Raw genomic sequence first — 24,148 nt, forward strand, 5'->3', positions numbered from 1 at the left:
GTGGCGAGGGCTGATCAGGCAAAGACGATCGACCAGGTTCCAGCGAGGCAGGCCGCGACGACCGCGACGGCGGCGATGGCGACGGCCAGGACGACGAGGATCCACTCAGCACGCCCGAAGGTCGACTCACGCGCCCACGTGCGGGGTGCGTCGGTGCCGAATCCCTTTGCTTCCATCGCCGTGGCGAGTTTGCTCCCCCTGCGCACCGAGAGCACCAGGAGGGCGAAGGCCATACCCGTGCCGCGACGGACCGCCCCGACGATGCCACCCTCGTCGGCGACGCCCCGGGCACGCCGGGCGAGCCCGAGTTGCCGCCAATCGTCGACGAAGAGGCCCACCAGCCGCAGGCCGGCGAGGCCGCCCAGTACGAATCGGGCGGGAAGACGCAGCACCTGGGCGAGGCCGTCGGCGAGGTCGGTGGGGTCGGTGGTGGCGAAGAGCACGATGCCGGGGATGCCGACCGCCAGAATCCTCAGCCCGATCGCGAACGCCAATGCGACCGACCCCTCGGTGACGGTGATGAAGCCGAGCCGCCACAGGGTCGCACCGGAGTCGACGCCGTAAAGGGAGGTCGCGATGACGGCGAGCGGCGCCGCGATCCAGAGCGGCAGCGTGCGCTTCACGAGCTGCCGCGGGCTCAGCCCCGCGAAGAGGAGCAGAACGGCCTCGAGCGCGAGTGCCGTACCCGCCGAAACCCAGTCGATGGAGAGCAGCAGTGTGATGCTGACGATCACGGCGGCCAGCAGCTTGGCGACCGGGTTGACGCGGCCGATCGCCCGGGTCGTCTCGATGGTGGAGAGGATCGTCACGCCGACACCGCCGCCCGAGAGGCCGAGATCCGAGGCACGGCGCGGGAGCCGGACGGCGCGAGGGTCAGCACGTCGTCGGCGAGCACATCCACGAACTCGGCGTCGTGCGTGACCGCCACGATGGCGCTGCCGGAGTCGAGCAATTCGGCCGCGAGCGCGACGAGCTCGCGCCAGGTGCGGGCGTCCTGCCCGAAGGTCGGCTCGTCGAGCACGAGCACCCGAGGCCGTGAGGCGAGCACCGTGGCGACCGACAGTCGGCGCTTCTCGCCGCCCGAGAGCGTGAACGGGTTCGCCTCAGCGAGGTGGGCGAGCCGGAGGCGCTCGAGCAGGTCGTCGACGCGCGCATCGACCTCGGTGGGAGCGAGGCGCAGAGCCCGCGGTCCGACAGCCAGTTCGGCCCGCACGCTCGACGCGAGCAGTTGGTGCTCAGGATCCTGGAAGACGGTTCCGATCCGGGTCAGCAGCTCCCGTGACTTCCAGCGGATCGGCTCTCGTGCCGCCCCTGCGGCGAGCGGGCCCGCGGCCTCGAGATTGCCCCCGGCCGGAGGCAGAAGCCCCGCGACCGTGAGCGCCAGCGTCGACTTGCCGACGCCGTTCGGGCCCGTGATGGCGAGGGCGCGTCCGGCGACCACGGAGGCGTGGATGCCGGTGGCGACGGTGAGGCCGCGCTGGCGTCCGACAGCGAGGTCGGACACGTCGAGGAGGGGCGTCGGCGTCGGCTGCGACGTCGAGCGCGGAGGGAGGACGGGCGGTCGCCCGGGCACCCAGACGCCCGCCTCCGTCAGCGTCGCGGCGTGGGCGCCGAGGACGGCGTCCGGGGTGCCGTCGGCGAGAACGCCGCCGCCGGCTGCCAGCACGACCACGCGATCGACCACGGGGAGCCAGACCGACACGCGGTGCTCGACCACCACGAGCGTCGCCCCGCTCTCCGCGGTGACCCGGGCGACCGCGTCGCGCACTTCGCGCACCCCCTCGGGATCGAGGTTGGCCGTGGGCTCGTCGAGCAGCAGCAGCCCGGGCCGCATGGCCAGGGCTCCGGCGAGCGCGAGTCGTTGCTTCTGGCCGCCCGAGAGAGCCGATGTGGAGCGGTCGAGGGGCACGTCGAGTCCGACGGATTCGAGGGCCTCGTGCACTCGCGACCAGATCTCGTCGCGCGGTACGCCGAGATTCTCCGGGCCGAAGGCGACGTCGTCGCCGACCCGGGCGAGCACCACCTGGGAGTCGGGATCCTGGAGGACGAGCCCCGCCCGCCCGCGCTGCGTCGCCGCGGGGCGACCGTCGATAAGGAGCTCGCCGGCCGAGTCGCCCTCCTCGTCACCCCCGAGGACTCCGGCGAGCCCCGCGAGGAGCGTCGACTTGCCCGCGCCGGAGGCGCCGAGGAGGAGGACCCGCTCGCCGGGTTCGATGACGAGGTCGAGGGAATCGACGGCGGGCTGGATCCTTGAGGCGTGCCGCCACGACCACCCTCGTGCATCGACCCGCGCACCCGACCCGGGCGCGCGGATCACGTCAGACCCGCTTCGTGGCCGAGCGGCCGCTCGCGAACCGGCTGAGTGCGCCGGAGGCGGCGAGGCCGCGGACGGCGAGCCAGGAGAGCAGCCCGGCCAGCACAGCACCGGAGACGACGGACGAGACGAGGTAGATGACCTTGAACTCGGGTGCGTAGGCCGCGACGCTCGAAAAGTTGGTGTCGAGGAGCCCCGCCGCGAGGCCGGCCCCCATGCCGGCGAGGAGCGCCGCGCCCAGCCGCCACGACCGGTAGAGGAGCACGGCAAAGAGGAGTTCGGCGCCGAGGCCCTCGAGGATGCCCCAGATGAGCGTCGAGAAGCCCCACTGCGTGCCCACGAGCATCGACACGACGGCCGCGACGATCTCGGTGTAGAGCGCGGCCCCCGGCTTACGGATCACGAGGCCGCCGAGCACGCCGGCGAAGAGCCAGCCGCCGGCCAAGAGACCCTCGAGGCCCGGCGAGAAGGTCAGCAGACCGCTGAGCGGGGTCCAGGCGAGACCCCAAGCCCAGAAGATGACGCCAGCGGCGACGCCCAAGACGCTGGCGACGACGATGTCGACGACCCGCCACCGTCGCGGCGGTGAGGCCGGGGTGCTGCTCGAGGTGGTGCGAGTGCTCGCAGAAACAGACATGCGTTCTCCTCCCTGCGCCGGCATGATCCGGATCAGGTTCGACGGTCGAAGCGTGGATCGCTTCCTCTCAGCCCGGCTCACCGGACTCCCGTGTGTTGTGGGTCGAGCATAACGCCTGCCGCGTCCGCGTGCCGGGGAGGGCCCGGACGCGATCAGCCGATCGCCCGTAGGCTTAGCCGAGTCCTGACGGAGGTTCGATGATCACCTGGCCCGGCAACCCCTATCCCCTCGGTGCCAATTACGACGGCAGCGGCACCAACTTCGCCATCTACTCGGAGGCGGCCGAGCTCGTGCAGCTCTGCCTGTTCGACGACTCCGGAGTCGAGACGAGGGTCGACCTCGTCGAGGTCGACGCCTACGTCTGGCACGCCTATCTGCCGAGCGTGCAGCCGGGGCAGCGCTACGGCTACCGAGTGCACGGCCCCTACGACCCGTCCAAGGGGCAGCGCGCCAACGCGAACAAGCTCCTCCTCGACCCGTACGCGAAGGCGACGAGCGGCGAGATCGACTGGGACGAGGCGCTGTTCGCCTACAACTTCGGTGCGCCCGATTCCCGCAACGACAAAGACAGCGCGGCGCACATGATGATGAGCGTCGTCATCAACCCGTTCTTCGACTGGCAGGGCGACCGTCCGCCGAAGTACACCTACGACGAGACGGTCATCTACGAAGCCCACGTCAAGGGCCTGACCGAGACGCACCCCGACATTCCCGAGTCGGAGCGCGGCACCTACGCGGGCGTCGCCCACCCGGCGATCATCGAGCACCTCAAGGGGCTCGGGGTCACCGCCATCGAGCTCATGCCGGTGCACCAGTTCGTGCAAGACAACACCCTGCTCGAGAAGGGCCTCCGCAACTACTGGGGCTACAACACCATCGGCTTCTTCGCACCGCACCAGCAGTACGCCTCGGTGACCGACCACGGCCAGCAGGTGCAGGAGTTCAAGACGATGGTCCGTGTGCTCCACGAAGCGGGCATCGAGGTCATCATCGACGTGGTCTACAACCACACGGCAGAGGGCAACCACCTCGGGCCGACCCTGTCGTTCAAGGGCATCGACAACGCCAGCTACTACCGCCTCGTCGAAGACGACCAGCAGTTCTACATGGACTACACCGGCACCGGCAACTCGCTCAACGTGCGTCACCCGCACTCGCTGCAGCTGATCATGGACTCCCTGCGCTACTGGGTGACCGAGATGCACGTCGACGGCTTCCGCTTCGACCTCGCGGCTGCCCTCGCCCGCGAGTTCTACGAGGTCGATCGCCTGTCGACCTTCTTCGAGCTCGTGCAGCAGGATCCCATCGTCAGCCAGGTCAAGCTCATCGCCGAGCCGTGGGACGTCGGGCCGGGCGGTTACCAGGTCGGCAACTTCCCGCCCCAGTGGACGGAGTGGAACGGCAAGTACCGCGACACCGTTCGCGACTTCTGGCGCGGCGAGCCGGCGACCCTCGGCGAGTTCGCCTCGCGGATCACCGGATCGGCCGACCTCTACCAGCGCGACGGACGACGGCCCATCGCGTCGATCAACTTCGTCACGGCCCACGACGGCTTCACCATGCGCGACCTGGTGTCGTACAACGAGAAGCGCAACGAGGCCAACGGCGAGAACGGCAACGACGGCGAGAGCCACAACCGCTCCTGGAACTCCGGGGTCGAAGGCCCCACGACCGACGAGGCGATCACCGCCCTGCGGCGCCAGCGGGTCAAGAACTTCTTGGCGACCCTGATGCTGAGCCAGGGCGTGCCGATGCTGCTTCACGGCGACGAGCTGGGCCGCACGCAGAACGGCAACAACAACACCTACGCGCAAGACAGCGAGATCGCCTGGGTCGACTGGGAGAACGCCGACGCCGAGCTCGTCGAGTTCACGACACGGGTGATCGAGCTCCGTCGCAAGCATCCGACCTTCCGCCGCCAGAGCTACTTCGACGGACGCAATGTGCGGCGCGGCGAGGGCGACCCTCTGCCCGACATCGTCTGGCTGACGCCCGAGGGCGAGTCGATGACCGCCGACGAGTGGGATTCCGGTTTCGGGCGCTCGATCGGCATGTTCCTCAATGGCAACGGCATCCACGGTCGCGACAAGCGAGGCGGTCGGGTCACCGACGTCAACTTCGTCGTGTACTTCAACGCCCACGACGAGGCTGTCAGCTTCACCCTGCCCTCCGACGAATACGCGGAGTGCTGGGAGGTCGTGCTCGACACGACCGATTCCCCCGAACCCACCCACGCGATCAAGGCCGGTAACGTGCTGCCCGTGCCGGGCCGCTCGATCGTCGTCCTCCGCGCCAGCACGGAAGACGCCGAATGACCCGCGCGCACCACCCTTTCTCCACCTACCGTCTGCAGATCCGCGAGGCGTTCGACCTCGACAAAGCCGCCGCCGTGACCAAGTATCTGAACGACTTGGGCGCCGACTGGGTCTACCTCTCGCCCGTGCTCGAGGCGGAGCCGGGCAGCGACCACGGCTACGACGTCGTCGACCACTCCCGGGTCGACCCGGCTCGGGGTGGCAGCGTCGGCCTGCAGAAGCTCTCCGACAGCGCGCACGGCCTGGGCCTCGGCGTCGTGATCGACATCGTGCCGAACCATATGGGCGTCGCCACTCCGGCGTCGAACTCGTGGTGGTGGGACCTCCTGAAGCACGGTCAGGAGTCGCGCTACGCCACGGCGTTCGACGTCGACTGGGCGGCAGGCGACAACAAGATCAGGATCCCGGTGCTCGGCGACGCGGGCGACGACCGTTTCGACGCTCTCGAGGTCGTCGGCGACGAGCTCCACTTCTACGATAACCGGTACCCGATCGCCCCCGGCACCGCTGCCGCCGGCGACTCGGCCGTCGACGTGCACAGCCGCCAGAACTACGAGCTGGTGTACTGGAAGCGCGCCGACTCCGAGCTGAACTACCGGCGCTTCTTCGCCGTGAACACCCTCGCCGGCATCCGGGTCGAAGAGGGCTGGGTCTTCGATGAGTCGCACGCCGAGATCGGTCGCTGGTTCCGCGAGGGGCTGGCCGACGGGCTCCGTGTCGACCACCCGGACGGCCTCGCCGATCCGGCTGGCTATCTCGACCGCCTCGCCGAGCTGACGGGCGGCAAGCACGTGCTCGTGGAGAAGATCCTCGAGGGCGACGAAGAGATGCCGAGCGACTGGGCGACCGCCGGCACGACAGGCTACGACGCTCTCGGTGAGTACGAGCGAGTGCTCGTCGACCCCGACGGACGCGACGCACTCGGCGCGCTCGATTCCGCCCTCCGTTCGGAGCCCGCGGGCGAGTTCTCCTGGGAGGAGATGATCCTCGGCACGAAGCGGGGCATCGCGGACGGCATCCTCGGCAGCGAGATCCGGCGGCTCGCCAGGCTGCTCGGTGAGAGCGGCGCTCCGACGGATCCTCGGGTCGTCGACGCCCTCGCCGAACTCGCCGCCGCCTTTCCCGTCTACCGCAGCTACCTGCCGCAGGGCGGCGAGCAACTCGCCCGCGCCGCGTCAGCCGCCGGGGCCGCTCGCCCCGACCTGACCGACGTGATCGCCACGGTCGTGCAGAGGCTCGGCGACCCGACCGACCCCGCGGCGGTGCGGTTCCAGCAGACCAGCGGAATGGTGATGGCAAAGGGTGTCGAAGACACGGCGTTCTACCGCTACAGCCGACTCGTATCGCTCAACGAGGTCGGTGGCGAGCCGAACGTGTTCTCGTTCACGGCCGACGAGTTCCACGCTCGGCAGCAGCGTCGCCTCGCGACGTTCCCCCACGCGATGACGACCCTGTCGACGCACGACACGAAGCGGTCAGCCGACGTGCGCGCCCGCATCACGGTGCTCGCCGAGGTGGCCGACGAGTGGGCCGCGGCGCTCGAGCGACTGCGGCAACTCGCCCCCGTCGGCGACGGACCGTTCGAGAACCTCCTTTGGCAGAGCATCGTCGGCGTCTGGCCCGCTTCTCGTGAGCGCCTCCACGACTACGCCGAGAAGGCGTCACGCGAAGCCGACCTGTCGACGCACTGGACGGCTCCCGACGAGGAGTTCGAGAAGCGGATGCACGCGCTGGTCGACGCCTGCTTCGACGACGACCGGGTCGCGAGTGAGCTGGAGCGCATCGTCGAGGTCATCCGGAGCGCCGGGTGGTCGAACTCGCTCGCCCTCGCGGCCTTGCAGCTCACCGGCCCGGGAGCACCCGACGTCTATCAGGGAGGCGAGCTGTGGGATTACTCGCTCGTCGACCCCGATAACCGTCGCGAGGTCGACTTCGACGAGCGCCGCCGCATCCTGGCGGCCATCTCGGCTGGCGAGACCCCTCCCGTCGACGAGACCGGCGCTGCCAAGCTGCTGCTGACGCACCGGGCTCTGACCCTCCGACGTGACCGGCCCGAACTGTTCGAGCGCTACGTGCCTCTACCCGTCTTCGGCGAGGCGGCCTCGAATGCCGTCGCGATCGACCGCGGTGGCGCCGTCGTCGTTGCGACGCGCCTTCCGGTCGGTCTTCGCGAATCCGGCGGCTGGCGCGGCACCGAGCTCCACCTGCCCGCGGGCGACCGTATCGACGCGCTCACCGGGCGAGGCTTCACCGGCTCTCGCATCGCTCTGTCCGACCTCCTGGCGACCTACCCCGTCGCCCTGCTGATTCCCGCCCCTCAGAAAGGCTGACGTGGCTCTCTACGACGTCTGGGCCCCCGAGCCCTCCCGTGTCCGACTCCAGCTCGACGGCACCGTGCACGAGCTGGCCCGAGGCGACGACGGCTGGTGGCGCGCGCCCGCCGACCTCGACCGCAGCCCGGGTCATCGCTACGGATTCCTGCTCGACGACGCCGAGACGCCCGTGCCCGACCCTCGGTCGCTTAGCCAGCCGGACGGCGTCCACGGGTTGAGCGAGACGTTCGACGCGACGACGTTCGCCTGGACCGACTCCGACTGGAAGGGCCGCCCGCTCGCCGGATCGGTGATCTACGAGCTGCACATCGGCACGTTCACCCCCGACGGAACGCTCGACTCGGCCATCGAGAGGCTCGATCACCTGGTCGACCTGGGTGTCGACCTGGTCGAGGTGCTGCCGGTCAACGCGTTCAACGGCACGCACAACTGGGGCTACGACGGCGTTGACTGGTTCGCGGTCACCGAGAACTACGGCGGCCCGGCGGCCTATCAACGCTTCGTCGACGCGGCTCACGCGCTGGGCCTCGGCGTCGTCCAAGACGTCGTCTACAACCACCTGGGCCCGTCAGGTAACTATCTGCCGCAGTTCGGCCCCTACCTGACCGACAAGCACGCCTCCACCTGGGGTACCGGAGTCAACCTCGACGACGCCGGCTCCGACGAGGTGCGCAGCTACATCTCCGACAACACGATGCTCTGGCTCGACACCTTCCACGTCGACGGCCTGCGTCTCGATGCCGTTCACGCGCTCGTCGACGACTCGCCGGTGCACCTGCTCGAAGAGCTCGCGATCCGCACCGACCACCTCGAAGCCGTCTCGGGTCGCAGCAAGTGGCTCATCGCCGAGAGCGACAAGAACGACGCCTCGCTCGTCACCCCGCGCGAGGCGGCCGGTCGCTCCGGTGCCGCGTTCGGAATCGACGCGCAGTGGTCCGACGACTTCCACCACTCGGTGCACGTCGCCCTGACCGGCGAGACCACCGGCTACTACTCCGACTTCGAGCGTCTCGCCGCCCTCGAGAAAGTACTGACTCGCGGTTTCTTCCACGACGGCACCTGGTCGTCGTTCCGCGAGACGTATCACGGCCGTCCCATCGACACCGAGCGCATGCCCGCCTGGCGTCTCGTGGTCGCCAACCAGAACCACGACCAGATCGGCAACCGTGCCATCGGCGACCGGCTTGCTGCGACCCTCGACGAAGGGCAGCTCGTCATCGCGGCGGCGCTCACCCTCCTGTCGCCCTACACGCCGATGCTCTTCATGGGCGAGGAGTGGGCCGCCTCGACGCCGTGGCAGTTCTTCACGTCGCACCCCGAGCCCGACCTGGGTGAGGCCACCGCGAAGGGGCGCATCGCCGAATTCGCCAAGATGGGATGGGACCCGAGCGTCGTGCCGGATCCTCAAGCCCCTTCGACCTTCACCGACTCGAAGCTCGACTGGAACGAGCTCGCCACAGGTCGTCACGCGACCGTGTTCGACGCGTACAAGCGGCTGACAGCCCTTCGTCGCGCCGAACCCGAGCTCGTCGACCCCGCGCTTGCCGGCGTGGCGGTCGACTACTCCGAAGACGAGCGGTGGCTCGTGCTGAAACGCGGCTCGCTGCGCATCGCCGTCAACTTCGGCGAGGATCCAAGAGAACTCCCGGTCGAATCGAGCGCCGTGCTCTTCACGAGTGACGCGTCGATCGTCTCCGGCCGAGCGCTTCGCCTGCCCGGGCATTCGGTCGCCGTTGTGCGATAAACAGAAAGCAGTACTCTTGTAGGAGAAATATCAATAAGGCATAATAGAACCGCCCGTAACCCGATCGGACGGAATTCTTGTGCCTTCTCTCTCGCGACTTCCCCAGCGCCCAACCGCACCCGGCCACCGCAGCGACATCCAAGTTCTCCGTGCCGTCGCCGTCGTAGCCGTCTTCGCTGACCACCTCCTCGCCTTTCCCGGCGGGGGGTTCTTGGGCGTCGACGTCTTCTTCGTGCTCTCCGGGTTCCTGATCACCGGGCTCCTCCTCCGCGAGCACGCCTCCACCGGCCGCATCTCGCTGCGGCGCTTCTTCGTCCGGCGCGTCAAACGACTGGCGCCCGCGGCGCTTCTCGTGCTCGGGGTCACGGTCGCGGTGTCCGCTCTCGTGTTCAACGCGGTCCGCGCGTCGTCGATCCTGACGGATGCCCTGTGGGCCTCCCTCTTCGGGGCGAACTGGCGATTCGGCAGTATCGGAACCGATTACTTCGCCGCCGACACCCCCGTCTCCCCGCTGCAGCACTTCTGGTCGCTCTCGGTCGAGGAGCAGTTCTACCTCGTCTGGCCGCTCGCCCTCATCCTCCTGCTCGCCCTCGGCCGCGCGTTCCACGCTCGCGGGCGCACGGCGCTGGTCGCCGGCGGGCTGGCGGCCCTGGTCGCGGCCTCGTTCGTCTGCGCCCTCGTGACGACCGGCGAGAATCCGACTTCCGCCTACTTCTCCACGTTCGCCCGGGCATGGGAGATCGGGGCCGGTGCCCTTCTCGCCACGCTGACGCCGCTCCTCGGGCGCATTCCCGACCGAGTGCGGCCGGCCCTGGGCTTTCTCGGCTGCGCCGGCATTCTCGGCTCGTTCGTGATGATCGACGAGGCGTTCCCCGTGCCCGGCCCGTGGTCGCTTGCTCCCGTGATCGCCACGCTCGTCGTCCTGGCCGCAGGAACGGGTCGGGCCGACCCCGATCTCGCCGTGGTCCCCTTCGAGACCAACCGGGTGGTCGGGTACGTCGGAGACATCTCGTACTCGCTCTACCTCTGGCACTTCCCCGTCATCATCGTGCTCGCGTCGGTGTTGCCGAGCGGACCTTTCGAGCTGGTCGCCGCTGCCGTGCTTTCGATCGGGTTCGCGATCGGCTCGTACCACCTGGTCGAGCGCCCCCTGCTCCTGTCTCCCCTCTTCACATCCGGGCCGGGCGTCCGTGCCCGATGGCGCTCCTGGCTCGCCGATGTGCGGCCCACCTACCGTCGCGGCAGCCTCGGTCTCCTCGCCGGCCTTGCTGTGATCCTGTCGGGTGCCGCGGTGGTCGGCTCGGCCCCGGTCACGCCCGCGTTGCCTCCCGAGCTCGCCCAAGCCTCTGAGAATGCATCCGACGCCTCGACCGCGGGGCCCGAGGTCACGGCCCTCCAGAAGAAGATCGAGGCATCGCTCAAGCTGACCTCCTGGCCCACGACAGACCCCAGCATCGAGCAGGTCTTGGCGGGTGATACCGGTGCCGACGCCGAGGTGGATGCCGCGTACCACTGTTCGGCCGTGACGGGGTCTCTCACCTCGACAACTGATCCCGCCTGCTCCTTCGGACCCTCCGATGCACCCAAGACCGCCTTCGTCGTCGGCGATTCCATGGCCGCTTTCGGATTCCCCGGCCTCGCCGACATCGTCTCCGACCCCAAATCGGGGTGGAAGCTGCAGAACGTCTCGAAATTCGCCTGCCCCTACGTCGACCTCGACGTCTCGTTCGACGGGACGGAAGAGAGCTGCCTGCAGCACAAAGAGGCCGTCCTCGACGCCATTCGGAGTGCCGAGCCTGACATGGTCATCGTCTCGAACGCGTACACCGAAGCGAAAGACCGAAACGGCAAAGCCATCACCGCGGCCGACTGGGACGCCGCGACAAAGCGGGCTCTCACCGAGTTGGCGAAGTCGACCGACAAAGTGGTGATCCTGTCGCCACCGCCCGCAGAGCAGAACATCAAGACGTGCTACACCCCGTCGAGCACCCCCGGCAACTGCCTCTCGCACGTCGTCGGCACCTGGCAGCATCGAGCCGCGTCTGACCAAGCTCTGATGCGCACCCTCAAGGGCTCGTGGATCGACAGCAGGCCCCTTTTCTGCGCGTACGACCTCTGCCCGGCCGTCATCGGTTCGACGGTGGTTCGGATGGACTTCAACCACATCACCCCCGGCGCGGCCCACCTGACTTCGGCGGCTCTGGCCGAGCTCCTCCGCAAAGCCGACCTCCTCAGCGCATGAAGCAGCGTCAGTCAGTCACGCATCGCCGCCGCGACATTCAGGCGCTCCGGGCCCTCGCGGTCTCCGCGGTCTTCGCCAATCACCTTGCGGATCGTCCTGCCGGGGGCTTTCTCGGCGTCGACGTCTTCTTCGTCGTCTCGGGCTTCCTGATCACCGGTCTCCTCCTCCGCGAGCACCGCACGACTGGGCGCATCGCTCTCGTCGCGTTTGCCATTCGACGAATCGTGCGGCTTGCCCCGGCGGCATTCCTCGTCCTTCTCGCAACCGTCGCCCTCTCGGTCTTCGTCTTCAGCCCCTCCCGTCTGGCGACGATCTCCGTCGACGCGGTCTGGGCTGCCCTGGCCGCAGCCAACTGGCGATTCTCGACAGACGGCACCGACTACTTCGCAGCGGCATGGGCGATCTCGCCCCTCCAGCACTACTGGTCGCTGGCTGTGGAGGAGCAGTTCTACCTGGTCTGGCCACTCCTGCTGGTTCTGCTCCTGTTCGTCGGCGGCCGACTGGGTGGCCGGGGCCGCGGCGCCATCCTCGTCGTCGGTATCGCGGCCGTGACGCTGGGTTCGTTCGTCGTAGCGCTCGACCTCACTGCCGATCACCCCAGCGAGGCGTACTTCTCGACGTTCGCCCGGGTGTGGGAGCTCGGGGCGGGCGCTCTCCTCGCGGTCGTGGCACCGTGCCTGGCCAGGATTCCCCACTTCGCCCGCCTCCCCCTTCGACTTGCGGGCCTCACGGGGATCCTCGCCTCATTCCTCCTGATCCCGGCATCGTTCCCGGTGCCGGGGCCCTGGTCACTCGCGCCGGTGGCCGCAACGATCCTCGTCATCGCTGCCGGCACCGGACGAGATTCAGCCCCTCTTCGACCGATTCCCCTTCGGATCGACCGAGGAGTCGTCGCTCTCGGAGACATGTCGTATTCGCTCTACCTCTGGCACTTCCCCGTCATCGTCCTGTTGGAGTCGTCGATGGGGCGATCCGTCTGGATCATCCTTCCCGCGACCGCTCTCACTTTTGCCCTCTCGCTCGCCACTTACCGCCTCGTCGAGCGTCCCCTTATTGCGTCCCCGATCGGTTCCGTGGGCCGCGGAGTCAAATCGACCTGGCGAGACTGGCGCCGGTCCGTCCGGGCGACCTACCGACGGGGCCTCCCTGTCGTCGCCGCCGGCGTCACCATCGTCGCTACCGCCGCGGGCCTCTTCATTGCGCATCCGCCCCAACCGCCGACACTTCCCGAACAGACGGCGTCAGATGCAGCCCTGGCCCAGAGAGAACCGGAGCGGGCTGTACTTCGCGATCGCATCATCGCCTCCCTTCGAGAGTCGACATGGCCCGACGTGAAGCCGAGCATGGAGACCATCTTGGCGAACTCGTATGCCACAGACCTCATCAACGGGTCGCCCGAGGGGAAGTACTACCGGTGCTCGACGAAGACCTCCGGATCAGAGGTCAGCCCCGACTGTCTGTTCGGGCCCCGGAATGCCCCTCGACTTGCCTTCGTGCTGGGTGACTCCATGGCGGCGTTCGAGTTTCCCGGCCTCGGTCAGTTCGCTGAAGCCTCCGGCTCGAAATGGAAAATCCAGAACGCTTCGAAGGTGTCGTGCCCAATCGGGGACAACACCGACACGAGCGAGGAATGCCTCAGACACCGCGCGGCGGTCGAAAAGGCGATCAGGGCGACGCACCCCGACGTGGTCTTCATCTCCAATATCTACGGCGACTCGAACGACCCGGAGAAAGAGCGGGCTTCCCACCGGGCGATCGCAGGGGCCGTCTCCCGCATCGCGCGCTACACCGAGAAGATCGTGCTCCTGGCTCCCCCTCCGTCTCAGAACAACATTCGCAACTGCTTCACTCGCTTCAGCACTCCGAGCAGTTGCCTGAGCCGCGTCACCGACGGCTGGAAGGCTCGCGCTCGGTTCGAATCAGCCCTGGCTCGGTCTCTTGGTGGCGTGTGGATCGACAGTCGCCCGCTCTACTGCGCCTACGACCTCTGCCCCGCCATCATCGGCACGACGCCGGTGCGCTACGACTTCAACCATCTGACCCCCGAGGCAGCGCACCTGACGTCGCCCGCCCTCATCGAGACGCTGAACGACGCAGGAGTCCTCGACTGAGCCGCGACGACGGCGCACCCGAACGGGCGCGCTACTCCGAGCGGGCCGACACGTAGGTGTCGACGTACTCCTGGGGAGTGAGCTTCTGCACGGCCGCCATGATCTCGTCGGTGACCGCACGCAGCCGCGCCGCGTCGTAGTCGCCCGTCACCTTCTCGAACGTCAGGGGTTCCCCGAAGGTGACGGTGACGCGGGCCCGTCGAGGGAGCTTGGATCCCTTGACCATCACCCCGTCGCTGCCGACGATGCCGAAGGGCACAACCGGCACTCCGGAGGAGAGCACGAGACGGGCCACCCCGGTGCGGCCCTTGTGGAGCTTGCCGTCGCGGCTGCGTGACCCCTCGGGGTAGATGCCCAGGGCGCCGCCTCGCTCGAGCACACCGATTCCGGTATCGAGCGCCGCCTTCGACGCCGACCCGCCGGCCCGGTCGATCGGGAGCTGCCCGATCTGCGTCAGGAACCAGCCGAGCAGACGCCCGCCGAATCCAGTTTTCGTGAAGTAGTCGCTGCCGGTCAGGTAGGTCATCGGCCGGTTGGCCGCCCCCGGCACGAACACCGAGTCGATGAACGCGATGTGGTTGCCCGCGATGATGACGCCGCCGCGTTTCGGAATGTTCTCGAGACCGACGACCCGCGTCCGGAAGAAGAGGAACATCACCGGGCGGACTGCGAAGAAGCGGAAGAAGCGATACACGAGGCCACTGTAGACGGCGGGCGGCCGCTGACGGTCACGGCGCGAGGGGTGGCTCGTTCGCCGAAGCGCTACGCCGCCTTCCGAGTCGACGTCAGGTCGGCGAAGACGATCGTGTTCTGGTCGTAGTGGCCGATCGAGGCGTCGAACGTGCCACCGCAAGTGATGAGGCGCAGCTGGGGCGTCGGCGACGTGCCGTAGACGTCGCTGGTCGGGAACTCGGTTTTGAGCGCCGCACGGCTGCCCGTGACGGTCCACGTCTGGACGTCGCCGTTTGAAAGCACGACCTCGACGGTGTCACCCTCCTTCAGCCGGGCGAGGTGCAGAAACACCCCGGGGCCCGTCGTCGAGTCGATGTGGCCGGCAATGATCGCCGGGCCGACCGCACCCGGCACGACGCCCTTCGCGTACCAGCCGGCGTCGGTCGCGTTCGTCGGCGGATCGAGCTCGCCCGCGGCCCCGATGGCGAGGTCTTGCATGCCGGCCGAGACATCCAGCGACGGGATGACGATCTTCGACGGGACCACCCCGGCAGCCGGGGCGTCCGAGAGCGACTCGGTGTCGGGATCCTGAATCCGTCCGGCCGCGCCTGCACCCGGCGTCGCGGAGGCGGTCGGCGACGCGGTCGTCTTCGGGGCGGAGCCATCGGCCTCGCCGGAGCCCGCCGAGCATCCGGCGACACCGAGCGCGACGATGGCGGCGAGCGCCGCAGCACCCAGGGCCGTCTTCATTCGGGAGAGCATCTACTGTCCTTTCAGGGGAGCGCACGCTCCGAGCGAGTCGGTCTGCAGCTGGAGCGCGCCGAGCGCATCCCATGCCGCTCCGTAGTACGTCGGCGTCGACTGCGCGAGTTCGTCGGCCCGCTGGAGGTCGCGCTGGGCTGCGCCGTCCTGCCCGTCGGCGGCCAGGGCGCCGGCCCGAGCGACGTAGCCGAGCGGACTCTGGTCCTGGCTGAGGGGCGAGCCCCCGAGATCGAGTTGCATCGGCAGCGGATCCTTGCCCGAGAGTGGTGCGGCGAGCTTCGCCGCGATCTTCTGGTCGGCGGGGGTGCACGACTCAGCGAAGCGAATGGCTACGCGGCCGGCGTCGTAGCCGTACTCGACGGTGCCCGAGTCGCCGGTGGGGCCGGGCAGGGGCACGACGGTGCCGTCGGTCTTGACCTGGGCCCAGTCGCTGGGAAGAGCGGCGGACTCCAGGATCCTGGTGGTCACCTTCCGCGACCCGCTCGCCAGCTCGCTCCACCGCGCGTCTCCGGTCGACTTCGCGAGCTCATCGAAGGCCGCCGGGGCCGCGTACGACGGGTTGTACGACCACGGGCCAGACCCCTGGGCCCAGACCCCGGGCAGCAGGATCCGACCGAGCGGTGTGACGGCCGTCATGTCGTCGAGCACGTGCGCGCCCAATGTCTTCCCCTCGCGGGTGTAGGTCGGTGAGTCGAAGGTCTTCCCGGCCAGCAGGAGCGCGCGGGTCATGTCCATGTCGGCGTCAGAGGCGGGCTCGTCGTCGACGATTTTCCCGTCATCCCAGCGCCAGGCCATGAGCCCGTCTTTCTGCTGCAGGTGGGTCGTGGTCCACGACCAGATGGAGTCGAACGTCTTCTCGTCGCCCAGGGCGACCGCGACGAGCATGCCGTAGGCCTGCCCCTCGCTGACGGTGTCGCCACCCTGGTCACGGCGGACCACGCGGCCCGCCGCCGCCCCGGAGTCGATGACGTAGTCGTCGAGGAACGCCCGTCCGATCTCGGTGGCCGACCGGGTGGGGTCGGCCGACTCGGACGGCTGCGGGGTGCTGGAGGCGGACGGAGCGGCGGTCGACGAGCCCGGGAGCCCGCCGATCGCCGCCGTGGCGATGCCACCCGTGACCAGGACGGCGAGAGCGATTCCTCCGGCGATGAGTGCTTTCGTCTTCGCGGTCATACAGCCCCTAGCGGGTTGCCTCGCTCAGGTCGGCGAAGCGGTCGAAGCTCTGGAAGCCTCCGAAGTACTCGACGTGAGTGGCCTCGTAGCCGCCGCCCGTCTGCACTCCGCCCTTCGGCGTGGTCGTCGTCGCCGCGCTGTCGACCACGGGAACGACCGTGATGCCGTTCTGGGAGTTGTCGAGCACGAAGAGAGTGGTGATGCTGCCCGAGGCGAGGTTGACCGTCTTCGTCGCGTCGACGGCCTTGTCGCGCCCCTGGATGTCGAGGGTCCACTTGCCCGCTCCGACCGAGGCGTAGCCGGACGCGCTGCCGAACGCCGCGTCTTTCGCGATCGCGACGCCGGTCGACGTCTCGATGCTGACGGTCTTCGACACGTTGGCCGCCTGGACGAGGCGGATTCGCGACTTGTCGGTGGCGGGCTTCGTGAGGTCGTCCTCGAAGACGGTGGTCTTCAGGTTGGCGTTGGTGCCGTAGGCCACGACGGTGATCGGCTTGCCGGTCGCCACGGTGATCGATGCGCTGATGACCGGCTTAGCGGTGCTGGAGGCACCCGCCGTCGTCATCGCGACCGTGTATTTTCCGCTCGGGAGCTGCTTGTACGGGCTGATCTGGCCGTACTTCACGTTGTCGAGCTCGTACACCGTCTGACCGCCCGAGAAGGAGGTGAGGCGGACGTCGACCGACTTGGTGTCGGGCGAGAGATGGCCGACCCGCACCCAGCCTTTGCCCGCGGTGGTTGCGTTGGCATTGGTGGCGGCGTTGGCAGCGGGCGCGGAGCCGAGGAGGGCGGTGCCGACCGCGATGGCGACGGCTACGACGAGAGCCAGCACGAGGGCGAGTCGGCGGTAGTGGAGGAGACGCGATTCGGTGTTCTCGGGGAGTTCGGACGTTCCCAGGGCGGAGGCCATGGTGGTTCCTTTCTTCGGGTGGGTGCTGCTGCGGGTTGTGCGACGGGTTTTTCGGGTGGAGCGTGCGTGGGTGCCCATCAGCCGAGGAGGCCGGTCGGCTCGATCGCCGGGAAGACGACCTCGGTGCCCGCGCCCGTGGTGCGGATGGTCGAGGGGGCGTAGGTCGATCCCACGTTCTTCAGCCAGTCGGTGAGCTGCGAGCCGGGTTCGCCGGCTGCCGACTCGATGACGAGGCGGCGGAACGACGACCCCTCCTCGCCCGGGAGCGGCTCCAGGTCGGCGACAGTGACCTTGCCTGTGCCCAGCAGCTGTCCGAGCACGACGAGTGCCCGAGAGTTCAGCTGCCCGGCGGCGAGCTGCTTCTTCAGAGCGTCGGAGGCGACGAGGTTCGGGTTCTCCGAGATCTCGGTGCCGGCGGCCGTCTGTGCCGCTTTCTCGGAGTCGGCCGTCTGCTTCGCGGTCGCGGCACCCTCGGGGGTGATGCGACGGACGTCGACCAGCTGGTTGCCGGTGCCGAACGAGGCGACGATGGTCGAGTTCTTCAGCGCGTTCTGCACATCCGGGCTGCCCGCGGCGGAGGTCCGGATCGAATCGGTCGTGACGATGTAGTCGCTGTCCTTCCAGCCGTTCGGCGACTGCGCCTCGACGGCCCCGTCGGTGTCGATCTTGTAGAACCAGATGACGTTGTCCTGATCGAAGCCATCGTTCACGAGGTCGACCCACATGGAATCGTCGACGAGCAGCCGGGAGTCGTGCGGCACGTTGTCGTCGACCCACTGCTCGGCACTCACCATGGGCTGGTCGAGGTCGGTCTGCAGGAACCCGCGGAGCTGGACGGTCCACAACGGCACGAGTGCCGCGATCGCGACCGCGCAGGCCACGAGCCACGCGGTACCGCCGACGCGGCTGAGGGTCGTGGTGACCTTCCCCGCCCGGCGAGCGCGGTACGTCTTCACGGCCGCGTCGGCGACACCGGCGAGGAGGAGCGCGGCGAACGGGATCAGCATGATGACGTACGGCACCGGCACGTAGCTGTTCGGGCGGAACATGACGGCGACCGCGAAGAGCACGAGCACGGCCAGGGGGCGGAAGCGCTTGAGGAACAGCGCGACGACGGCCGAGAGGACACCCATCACGATGAACACCTGGTCGAGGACCCACCACTGGTCGACGACCTTGAAGAACAGGCTTCCGGTATCGAAGATCGATCCGCTGTCGGCGCGGGTGCCGAGCTGGAAAGTGAGCCCGGAGATCAGGCTCGTGTGGCCCGGGCCGGGGATCAGCTCGCCGCGCACGGCCGCCAGCACGACGTAGCTGAGCCCGACGAGGGCCAGGACGGCCCCCGAGGTCGCGAGGGTGTAGCGGCGGGTGCTCTTGTCGGAGTTCCGGATCATGACCCACGCTAGGAACGGCAGGGCAAGGAGGAACGTCTCTTTCGAGAGCACGGCGATCCCGAAGGCGAACGCCGCGCCGATGAACCCGGCCAGCTGGTTCTTCCGGCTCAGAGCCAGGAGGAAGGCCAGCAGCAGCCAGGGCACGGCCACGTTGTCGAGGTACACGGTGCGGTGGAACTGCACGGCCAGCGGCGAGACACCGAACACGAGCGCGGCGACGGCTGAGGCCGGACGGCTGAGGCCGAGACGACGACCGAGCAGCCACACCAGGAGCACGGAGACGAGGGCGAAGAAGAGCATTGCCTCGCGGCCGGCCATGACGGCCTGGTCGTAGCGCCCGAAGGCACCGGTGAGGCCGGTGTAGCCCGCGATCTGAATCCAGCCGAGCGGCGGGTGGTCGTACCAGTAGGTGTAATGCGTCAACTCACCCAGGTGGCCGATGGCCCAGGCTTGCGCCGTGTAAGTGCCCTCGTCGTCGATGCGCTGGGGCGACCCGGCCATGTTGATGCGCTGGACGATGCCGGCGAGGGCGAGGACGGGCAGGATCCAGACGAGGGAGGCTCCGTGACGAGCCAGCCAGCCTCGGATCCTTCGGTTCTTCGGCGCAGCCGCGGGCGGGCCCGCGAGGTCGCGGCTCGCCTGGCGCGGCGGGGCCTGGACCGTGGGACGTTCCTGCGTGGCGGTCATCGCTCGTCTCCCGACACCATCGCGAGCGCGGATTCGGGCTGCTTACGGCCCTCGCCGATCGGCACGACGTTCGATTCGGAGGTGGGCACTTCAGCGTCGCGGTGCAGGCCGCTGTGCTCCGTCTTCTCCCAGCCGTTCTGGCCGCGGAGCTGGCGGTAGACCGCCCGCACTGCGCCGAGCGCGAGGAAGATCTGGTACGGAATCAAGCCCCAGACGAGACGGAAGTAGTCGAGGGCGCGGACCTTGATGCCGTAGGTCCGGCCGAACTCGGCGAGTCCGGTGATCTCGACCGCGAGCAGCACGAGGGTCGGTGCCACCGGGATGAAGGTGATCAGGGCGATGCCGGTCGGAACCTTGATCGTGAAGATCAGCACGACCGAGATGGGGATCAGAAGACCCGTGACGGCCTGGATGAACGGCATCGTCAGGAGGTAACGGGCGTAGAAGCGCTGACGGAAGGTGGGCAGTTTGCGCCACTCCCCCTTGCCGAGCACCTGCATGAAGCCCTGGTTCCAGCGCGTCCGCTGCTTGAGCAGGGAGGTGAAGGTTCCCGGCGTCTCCTCGCGGGTGACGACCTCGGGCGTGTAGGCGACGACGACGTTGGCACCGGCGCTCGAGAGCCGCACGCCGAGCTCGCAGTCTTCGGCGAGACATCCGGCGTCCCAGCCCTCCGACCAGTCGAGCCACTTTTTCGTGACGAAGACCGTGTTCCCGCCCAGCGGGATGAACTTCGACTTGGCGTGGAAGTGCAGACGCGACCGGAACCAGAAGTAGTACTCGAGCACGTTGCGGAGGCTCCACCACGACGACTGGAAGTTCATCAGCTGCACGCCGCCCTGGACGACGTCGGCATCGGTCTCGGTGAACTTCGAGTCGACCAGTGTCAGCAGGCGCGGGTGCACCTCGTCCTCGGCGTCGAACACGCCGACGATCTCGCCGCGGGCCGTCTGCAGCGCCAGGTTCAGGGCCTTCGGCTTGTTCTTCGGCTCGGAGTCGTCGACGATCACCCGGATCAGCTCGGGGTGTCGGGCCGCCGCCTCGCGAGCGACCCGCTCGGTGCCCGGGTCGTCGTGGCCGACGATCGCGATGATCTCGAAGTCGGGGTGGTCTTGCAAGGCCAGACGGTCGAGCGTCTGCCCCATGACCTCCTCTTCATGCCGGCCCGGTACGAGCAGCGTGAACGAGTGGCGGGCATCCAGCGGGTCATCGCTGAACGACGTGCCCTCGAGGTTGTCCTTTGAGCGCCAGGCGTGGAGCATCCACCAGAGGGTCGACACGGCGACAGCCGTCAGAAGCAGCGACACGACGACGAGCGCCGAGTAGCCGATCCATTCCGCCGGCGTCCAGGCGGGGAACTGGAATCCGAAGACGGAGCCGTCGGCACCCGTCGAGACCCCGCGGTTGGGAACGAAGGATCCGTCGGACGGCGCCTGGGGAGTGAGCAGCGGCGCGGGTTCGCTGGCTGCGGGCAGGCTGAGGTGACGCGTCGGGTCAGTCGACACGGAGGTCTCCTTTTCGGGGGGAGATCGGGAATGATGCTCGGGTGGGTGAGATCGTCAGCGATCAGAGGGAACTTCCGACCCCCAACAAGGGGGCAGGGAGTCCGGCCATGCCCCTCGTTCGGGTACCCCCAGGGGAACGGTTTGGTCGGGGTACAGCAATTGGACGGGATTGCCAGACAAAGGTCACAAGTTGTTCATATGCGGGCCTTGGCCCGTGGCGCGTAAGTTGGGGGCCATGGAATTCAGATACCTCGGCAACTCCGGCCTCAAGATCTCCGAGATCACCTACGGCAACTGGCTGACGCACGCATCGCAGGTCGAGAACGACCAGGCGACCGCCTGCGTGCGTGCCGCTCTCGACTCCGGCATCTCGACCTTCGACACCGCCGACGCGTACGCCAACACCGCCGCCGAGCAGGTGCTCGGCGACGCCCTTAAGGGCGAGCGACGCGAATCGCTCGAGATCTTCACAAAGGTGTACTGGCCCACTGGGCCGCGCGGCCACAACGATGTGGGTCTCAGCCGCAAGCACATCCTCGAGTCGATCGACGGATCGCTGAAGCGCCTCGGCACCGACTACGTCGACCTCTACCAGGCACACCGCTTCGACAACGAGACCCCCCTCGAAGAGACGATGCAGGCGTTCGCCGACGTCGTCCGCCAGGGCAAGGCCCTCTACATCGGCGTCTCCGAGTGGAGCGCCTCCGAGATCCAGCGGGGCCACGAGCTCGCGCAGAAGCTCGGCGTCCAGCTCATCTCGAACCAGCCGCAGTACTCCCTCCTCTGGCGCGTCATCGAAGAGGAGGTCGTGCCCGCCTCGAAGCAGTACGGCCTCTCGCAGATCGTCTGGTCGCCGATCGCCCAGGGTGTGCTCACCGGCAAGTACAAGGCTGGCCAGCCGCTCCCTGCGGGCTCGCGGGCCACCGACGAGAAGGGCGGCGCCAACACCATCAAGCGCTTCCTCACCGACGAGGTCTTGACGGCCGTCGCCGATCTCGAGCCGATCGCCGCCGATCTCGGCATGTCGATGGCGCAGCTCGCCGTCGCCTGGGTGCTGCAGAACGACAACGTCGCGTCCGCGATCATCGGCGCCTCGCGCCCCGAGCAGGTCGTCGACAACGTCAAGGCGGCCGGCGTGAAACTGCCCGCCGAGGTGCTCGCGAAGATCGACGCAGCCGTGGGGCACCTGGCCGAGCGCGACCCTGCCAAGACGGTCTCGCCCGACTCGCGCCCGGCCTAAGCCCCGGGCCGAACTTCTTTTCTCGGATCCTTGGGAATTTCTCCCGAATCGATACACTTGCATCTATTCGTCCGGTCGGTGACACGTCACCGATCTCTCGGATCCCCTTACCGCTTCTCACTTACGGAGACACCACATGGCTATCACCACCGAAACCATCCCCGGCTACGTCGCAGGCACCTGGAACATCGACCCGATGCACTCCGAGCTCACCTTCTCGGTGCGCCACCTCGCGATCTCGAAGGTCAAGGGCAACTTCTCGAAGTTCGACGTGACCCTGACCACCGGTGAGTCGATCGTCGACTCCACCGTCGAGGCCGTCATCGACATCTCGTCCATCTCGACCGGCAACGCCGACCGCGATGGCCACCTGCACTCCGACGACTTCTTCTCGACAGAGACGCACCCCACCGCGACCTTCAAGTCGACCAAGGTCACCGAAGACGGCGACGACCTGCTCATCGACGGCGAGTTCACGATGAAGGGCGTCACCAAGCCCACCACGCTGAAGGCCGAGTTCGGTGGCATCGTCACCGACGGCTACGGCCAGACCAAGGCCGGTTTCTCGGCTAAGGGCAAGATCGACCGCACCGAGTTCGGTGTCTCGTTCAACCAGAACCTCGAAAAGGGCGGCGTGCTGCTCGGAAACGACATCTCGTTCGACCTCGAGATCCAGGTCGTTCTCGCCTCCTAGCAGTCACTCGCTCCGAGGCTGAGACCTCGAAAACGACCGGATCCTTGAGATCCCGCTGGTCGTTTTCGAGGTCTCGCTCCGTTAACGGGCGCGCGAGGTGCGTCGGCCCGACCAGAAGGCGAGCGAGGTCAGGCCGGCAGCGACGAGCGTGAGGCCCGCGCCGGAGACCCACCGGATCACCTCGAAGGGAACGACAGCGCTTGCGTCAGACGGATATGAGCTGATCGATGCCGTGTCGCCTGGCCCACCCGAGAAAGGGATGAAGGTGTCGACCGGCGAGTCGGACGGCAGAGCCGACTGGATAACGAACACGATCCCGATCACGAGAAGCAGCAGGCCGACGGGCACCAGGATCCGGGTGGCCCACCACCGAGACCGTGTCGCGCTGTGCTTTCGCCTCGCGTCGACGGTGAGCCCCGACCAGAACCCGAGCACGCCGAGACCGATCACGGCGAGAACGACACCCGGCGTGAAGTCGCTCGCGATATCCGGCGTGAACGTGGTGTCGCTCAGCGGCGCGTAGGCGAACCAGCCGAACGAGACGGGCTGCGCATCCGCCCAGATGACGGCGGCCACACCCACCACCGTCGCCGCTACCGAGGCAACCGGCCAGATCAGGCCGCGCCGTCGGATCCTGCGCTCTTCTCCCCCACCACCCATTCGGCGATTCTCCCATCAGCGAACGAGGCCCGGGAACACCTCGACAAGGGTCAGAGTTGCACCAAGCCCCGGGGCCGTGTGCCACTGCTCAGGGCCCGACACGAGAGGATCACACCGTGACCACCGACTGGATCGCCCTCCTTCGCCTCGCCCACGCCGAGTTCGCCGACCGCATCGCCGCTGTCACCGACTGGGATGCCCCGACACCCGACACCGACTGGACCACCCGCGACCTCGTCGCCCACGTGATCGACGACCAGCAGTGGGTGCCGCTCTTGCTTGCCGGCAAGACCACCTCCGAAGCCAAGCTCGCCGTCGCCCCGCTCGGCGACGACCTCGCACACGAGTGGCATCGCTACGCCGCTTCCGCTCTGGACGCGTGGCAACAGGCCGACCTCGACCGCGAAGTGCATCTCTCGTACGACACCGTGACCGCGTCCGACTACCTCGCCGAGCAGGTCGGTGACGTGACGATCCACTCCTGGGATCTCGCCCGCGCCACCGGCACCAGCGAAGAGCTCGACGACGCGCTCGTCGACGCCGTGTGGGGAGTGTTCGAGCCGCAGGCCGAGGGGCTCGCCGCGAGCGGCCTCTTCGCGCCGATCGTGCCGGTGCCCGATAACGCGCCGCTGCGGGTGCGCCTGCTCGCGCTGACGGGTCGCGACGCGAGCTGACCTCCGTGGCTCTGGCGAGCCAGGGCTTTCTGACGCGGATCGGCCAATCCGACCTGGCGCGCCGCGTCGGTTTGGCCGATTCGC

At 68.2% G+C, this 24,148-nt stretch carries 18 protein-coding genes and 1 riboswitch; of the genes, 8 read left to right on the forward strand and 10 right to left on the reverse strand.

Annotated elements, in window-relative coordinates; all coding sequences use genetic code 11:
• Positions 1-14 precede the first annotated feature (14 nt).
• The 3 genes from EDF39_RS09760 to EDF39_RS09770 all read right to left on the reverse strand — a co-directional run bounded on the left by EDF39_RS09760 (position 15) and on the right by EDF39_RS09770 (position 2,951).
• A complete protein-coding gene (locus tag EDF39_RS09760; RefSeq protein WP_199726192.1) occupies positions 15-809 on the reverse strand; it encodes an energy-coupling factor transporter transmembrane protein EcfT in 795 nt (264 codons plus the stop codon).
• On the reverse strand, positions 806-2,314 hold the full coding sequence (locus tag EDF39_RS09765) for an ATP-binding cassette domain-containing protein (protein ID WP_123943416.1): 1,509 nt from the start codon (positions 2,312-2,314) through the stop codon (positions 806-808). The genes EDF39_RS09760 and EDF39_RS09765 overlap by 4 nt, the downstream gene beginning before the upstream one ends.
• Before the next feature lie 4 nt (positions 2,315-2,318).
• The gene (locus EDF39_RS09770; RefSeq protein ID WP_123942691.1) at positions 2,319-2,951 is read right to left on the reverse strand and encodes an ECF transporter S component; all 633 of its coding nucleotides are present in this window, start codon (positions 2,949-2,951) and stop codon (positions 2,319-2,321) included.
• Positions 2,944-3,052, reverse strand: a riboswitch (TPP riboswitch). (Overlaps the previous gene by 8 nt.)
• Before the next feature lie 96 nt (positions 3,053-3,148).
• On the opposite strand from EDF39_RS09770, the gene glgX reads away from it, so the two are divergent.
• The 5 genes from glgX (at position 3,149) to EDF39_RS09795 (ending at position 13,696) form a co-directional block, all read left to right on the forward strand.
• Positions 3,149-5,266, forward strand: coding sequence for a glycogen debranching protein GlgX (gene glgX / locus EDF39_RS09775; protein WP_123942693.1), 2,118 nt, complete (start codon positions 3,149-3,151; stop codon positions 5,264-5,266).
• Positions 5,263-7,596 carry a malto-oligosyltrehalose synthase gene (gene treY, locus EDF39_RS09780; RefSeq protein WP_123942695.1) on the forward strand — a complete coding sequence of 778 codons (2,334 nt, stop codon included), beginning with the start codon at positions 5,263-5,265 and terminating at the stop codon, positions 7,594-7,596. Before glgX ends, treY begins: the two co-directional genes overlap by 4 nt.
• A gap of 1 nt (position 7,597) precedes the next feature.
• Positions 7,598-9,343, forward strand: a complete 1,746-nt coding sequence (gene treZ, locus EDF39_RS09785) for a malto-oligosyltrehalose trehalohydrolase (protein WP_123942697.1) — start codon at positions 7,598-7,600, stop codon at positions 9,341-9,343.
• A 79-nt stretch (positions 9,344-9,422) separates the two neighbouring features.
• The gene (locus EDF39_RS09790; RefSeq protein ID WP_158613203.1) at positions 9,423-11,585 is read left to right on the forward strand and encodes an acyltransferase family protein; all 2,163 of its coding nucleotides are present in this window, start codon (positions 9,423-9,425) and stop codon (positions 11,583-11,585) included.
• Positions 11,582-13,696 carry an acyltransferase family protein gene (locus tag EDF39_RS09795; RefSeq protein WP_123942701.1) on the forward strand — a complete coding sequence of 705 codons (2,115 nt, stop codon included), beginning with the start codon at positions 11,582-11,584 and terminating at the stop codon, positions 13,694-13,696. The genes EDF39_RS09790 and EDF39_RS09795 overlap by 4 nt, the downstream gene beginning before the upstream one ends.
• Positions 13,697-13,727: 31 nt before the next feature.
• Here EDF39_RS09795 and EDF39_RS09800 read toward each other — a convergent pair whose 3' ends face one another.
• The 6 genes from EDF39_RS09800 to EDF39_RS09825 form a co-directional block, all read right to left on the reverse strand.
• Positions 13,728-14,390, reverse strand: coding sequence for a 1-acyl-sn-glycerol-3-phosphate acyltransferase (locus EDF39_RS09800; RefSeq protein WP_233573088.1), 663 nt, complete (start codon positions 14,388-14,390; stop codon positions 13,728-13,730).
• 68 nt (positions 14,391-14,458) lie between these two features.
• Complete coding sequence (locus EDF39_RS09805; RefSeq protein ID WP_158613204.1) at positions 14,459-15,118, reverse strand: sortase domain-bontaining protein; 660 nt, start codon at positions 15,116-15,118, stop codon at positions 14,459-14,461.
• A 12-nt stretch (positions 15,119-15,130) separates the two neighbouring features.
• Positions 15,131-16,303, reverse strand: a complete 1,173-nt coding sequence (locus EDF39_RS09810; protein ID WP_123942705.1) for a glycosyl hydrolase family 8 — start codon at positions 16,301-16,303, stop codon at positions 15,131-15,133.
• Positions 16,304-16,310: 7 nt separating this feature from the next.
• Positions 16,311-17,213 (reverse strand): DUF4397 domain-containing protein, encoded by a 903-nt coding sequence (locus tag EDF39_RS09815; protein WP_158613205.1) that lies wholly within the window; start codon positions 17,211-17,213, stop codon positions 16,311-16,313.
• Positions 17,214-17,290: 77 nt separating this feature from the next.
• Positions 17,291-19,294: a glycosyltransferase family 39 protein gene (locus EDF39_RS09820; RefSeq protein ID WP_123942709.1), complete on the reverse strand. Its 2,004-nt coding sequence runs from the start codon at positions 19,292-19,294 to the stop codon at positions 17,291-17,293.
• The gene (locus EDF39_RS09825) at positions 19,291-20,796 is read right to left on the reverse strand and encodes a glycosyltransferase (RefSeq protein WP_233573087.1); all 1,506 of its coding nucleotides are present in this window, start codon (positions 20,794-20,796) and stop codon (positions 19,291-19,293) included. The genes EDF39_RS09820 and EDF39_RS09825 overlap by 4 nt, the downstream gene beginning before the upstream one ends.
• A gap of 235 nt (positions 20,797-21,031) precedes the next feature.
• On the opposite strand from EDF39_RS09825, the gene EDF39_RS09830 reads away from it, so the two are divergent.
• Positions 21,032-22,036, forward strand: coding sequence for an aldo/keto reductase family protein (locus EDF39_RS09830; RefSeq protein ID WP_123942711.1), 1,005 nt, complete (start codon positions 21,032-21,034; stop codon positions 22,034-22,036).
• Between the two features lie 136 nt (positions 22,037-22,172).
• A complete protein-coding gene (locus EDF39_RS09835) occupies positions 22,173-22,730 on the forward strand; it encodes a YceI family protein (RefSeq protein WP_055962878.1) in 558 nt (185 codons plus the stop codon).
• Positions 22,731-22,811: 81 nt separating this feature from the next.
• Here the strand turns inward: EDF39_RS09835 and EDF39_RS09840 are convergent, their stop codons facing one another.
• Entirely contained in the window at positions 22,812-23,390 is a 579-nt protein-coding gene (locus EDF39_RS09840) for a hypothetical protein (RefSeq protein WP_123942713.1), read from the reverse strand.
• Between the two features lie 116 nt (positions 23,391-23,506).
• Between EDF39_RS09840 and EDF39_RS09845 the strand changes: the two genes are divergently transcribed.
• Positions 23,507-24,064, forward strand: a complete 558-nt coding sequence (locus tag EDF39_RS09845) for a TIGR03086 family metal-binding protein (RefSeq protein ID WP_123942715.1) — start codon at positions 23,507-23,509, stop codon at positions 24,062-24,064.
• Positions 24,065-24,148 lie beyond the last annotated feature (84 nt).

The sequence above is a fragment of the Frondihabitans sp. PhB161 genome (assembly GCF_003814635.1).
Lineage (GTDB): Bacteria > Actinomycetota > Actinomycetes > Actinomycetales > Microbacteriaceae > Frondihabitans.